Source organism: Porphyromonas sp. HMSC065F10, from assembly GCF_001808555.1.
Lineage (GTDB): Bacteria > Bacteroidota > Bacteroidia > Bacteroidales > Porphyromonadaceae > Porphyromonas_A.
Window position 1 is genome coordinate 1 of record NZ_KV793754.1, and the last position, 3268, is coordinate 3268.

Consider the following 3268-nt stretch of genomic DNA (forward strand, 5'->3'; position numbering starts at 1 on the left):
TCACCAAGATGGAGGCACTGGGCAACGACTACGTCTACACGTGATTATCCTCGTGACCGATCTGGGAAACCCCGCCCACATTGAGACCAGCGCGGTGGCGGGTCGCTGCGGCTTGTATTGCGACGGACGGTGGGCGAGGCTATGATACCTGCCGTGAATAAAGAGAATGAAGCTAAATCCCCCCTCTACCCTTGCAGCACTTCGACCAGCTCTACCTCTGTCACCCCAATAACACAACCATTACTTACCTTTAAATATGCCCGTTTCGCTGTCTCGATTCCATACACCTTTTTGATCTGACTGATATTTACGTCCGCGTGAAAGATTCCATGTCAGATTCAAAGAGATCATATTTCCCCACTCCGGAATATATACAGTTAGATCTTTCTTGATGAACTGCGAGTGCGTTGCCTCCCCGAAGGTAGAGCCATTTTTCAGGAATAGATGAGAGCCATAAAGACCAATGGAGAGGTTTTGGCTCAGTTTATAATTCACTTGCGCTTCTATATTCTGGCCGGTGGTGTTCTCACTTTCTCCTCTAAAGTTTCTTTCCTTTGCAGACCAAGAAGCTCTAAAGCTCCATTTGCCAAAAAAAAGTTTCGAGCCAACATATCCCCATAGGCGATGGAAGTCGTGGGTATAATTATTTCCCACGTAACGAGATAGCAGGTACGAAAATCCGCCATCCAAAGTCAGAACATTGGGTATTATATAGAGCTGAACAGTTGTATAATTCCAAAAGTCTGCTGCTGACTTCTGCTGTTCATAGCCTAAGTCAAACCATGTCCTCCCATTTGCGTCACGGTGTCTCGTTATTTCTTCTAAGATAGGATTCCGGCTATACGTGTACCCCGTTGTGTTTTCAGTATAGAAGTATTTATGCTCGTAAGAAAGGGTCAGCGTCTGTGTATACCTGCTGTAAGGTTTCAAGTTAGGATTACCTACATGATATTCGTATTCATTTGACTGCTGTCTGTTATTGCTCAGATTAGCCAAGGATGGTGCATTGGGAGATATATTAAAGACATATCGTATGTTTCCCTTGTCCAGAAAAGGGTGGCTGAGACTTAGAGATGGGCGTAAAAGGAAGTAATGATAGCTCTCTGTCCCTTGCGAATAATATTGATAGCTTCCTCCTATACCAAGCATATAACGTAAGTTGCTGAATCTTCCTGAAATCTGGGAATAAAGATAGGTGCTGCTGTTGTGCATATCATTGATGATGTCGGAAGTCCCTGTATATTTATTTTTGGTATAGCCCTGCAGGTGACTGACGCCAGAGGTCCAGCTGGACTTGCCCAAGGGCTGGCTAAACTTGACGTCACCTATAAGGGAATAGCGTTTGCCGTCTGTATCGTAGCCATATTGTGATGTCGGCAAGTCAAAATCTTCATTGTCAAAGGTCTTAAAGCTATATCCATATTTCGTGTCGTACATGGTACCTACTAAATTGAAGGTCAATGTGCGATTTTTCTTAAAATAGCGCCTAAAGAATAAATCTATCGTTGGCGAGAAATAATGCTCTGTAGGTTCGGTCAAAGCGTAATATTTAGGCTTGCCCGTTTCATAAATGCGCTGGCGGTGGCCTCTGTCCGGGCTATTATAGAAGTGACAGCTTGCCTGTGCCATAAAGGTATACTGTCCCTTCTTTGTCCAATCATAGGTAATGCCGAAATCATGGTTTGCGTATGCCAGCTTTGTATTCATTCCCTCACGGCGTATTTCGTGAAGGTTTCCATCAGCTAAGATATAGCTATCCGTTTGGTCGATGTGTCTTCGGCTTAACTTTGAAAAATCATTCTGATAGTAAATGCCCCACTTGGACAGGCGATGATTATATTGTGCATAGATATAATTCTGTCCATTCAACGTAGTCACAGCATCATTCAGATTAAAACCGATAGACATACCTTTCATTCGGGGCTTAACAACAAAATTGATGATGGCAGTAGGTGTCTCCAGCCCAAATTCAACACCTGGATTATCAATGTACTCTATACGCACAACCTCATCTGGTCGCAGGGCAACGACATCGGCTTGTGAAGCACGCTTTTCATTGATAAAAACAGGAACACTTCCCGATCCTCGCCTCTCTACTTTTTTGTTTGCCGTATCAACATAAACTCCGGGCAAGTTGACTTTATCTATGAGATCAAAGCCAGAGCTCGAAAGCCTAATGTCATCTTGGGATGGAAACAGTAGCTTTCTATCTACTTTATGGATAATTCTATCAGCCATGACCGTCACCTCCTCGAGGACGTTATCCTCCAATCTTATTGTATCAAGCTCTATCGCTTTCGGCATTTTCTGTAAAGAAAGGAGGTAGGGAGCATAGGCAGCATGTCTAATTTCAAGAATGCAGTCTTGTCCCTCAAGTGTTTTTGTTTCCACCCTAAACTCTCCTTTCATATTTGAAATAGAAATATTCTTAGCCGGACTCCCCTTGCAGGTCAGTGTAACAGAGGCACCACCGACAGGTTGTTTCTCCCTATTAACTATTGTGCCGGTAACTTGTGCAGAGCAGACATTACCCATCAATAGTATGATAGCACATATAGTACAAAATAGAAATCGATTATTCATAATAATGTTGTTCGGTTTTCTGATTTATAAAATTGAGAAATCTCTTTCCGTTCTTATCTTGCCCGTCAGTCGTGCGGTGTCACTGACTGTCTTTCTACAAGGACCACCTGCTCCATACCCAGCGCCTCGAGGGTGCGGAGCTTGGCGTTGCTGTCGTTGTGGCACTGCGTACTGGCGTGGAGGGGGATGGGAGGCAACTTCTCCATCAGCAGCCCCATATCCTGTATGATCAGCGCATCGGCACCGGCACCATAGAGGTCCCACGCTAGTGAGACCGCCTCGGGGAGTTGCTCATCCGTCAGGATCGTATTGAGCGCCACATAGACCCGTGCGCCCACCTCGTGTGCCTCTCGGGTGAGCGTCGCGATGTCCTCGAGAGAGACCCCGGCGGCAGCACGTGCGCCAAACTTCGGTGCCCCGATATAGACTGCGCCCGCCCCCGCCGAGAGAGCCACCCGCCCGCCCTCGAGGGACGAAGCGGGTGCCAGTATTTCGATGCTTCTCTTCATGGCACAAAGGTACCCATTCCTCCCCTCAGTTCGCCCCCTGAATTCAGCATGAAACTCGATGCGGGGAGTTAACGAGGCGAAAATGGGTAACTTTGGGCATCAGAGCAGTAATTGGGAGCAAAGCACTGACCAAGACCATGCACTTCACCAAGATGGAGGCACTGGGCAACGACTAC

At 46.3% G+C, this 3268-nt stretch carries 2 protein-coding genes; both read right to left on the minus strand.

Features of this window, described 5'->3' with window-relative positions; translation table 11 throughout:
- Nucleotides 1-240: 240 nt before the first annotated feature.
- A complete protein-coding gene (locus HMPREF2890_RS02035; protein WP_070464575.1) occupies nt 241-2583 on the minus strand; it encodes a TonB-dependent receptor in 2343 nt (780 codons plus the stop codon).
- Between the two features lie 65 nt (nt 2584-2648).
- On the minus strand, nt 2649-3092 hold the full coding sequence (locus tag HMPREF2890_RS02040) for a peptidase U32 family protein (protein ID WP_070464578.1): 444 nt from the start codon (nt 3090-3092) through the stop codon (nt 2649-2651).
- Nucleotides 3093-3268: the final 176 nt, after the last annotated feature.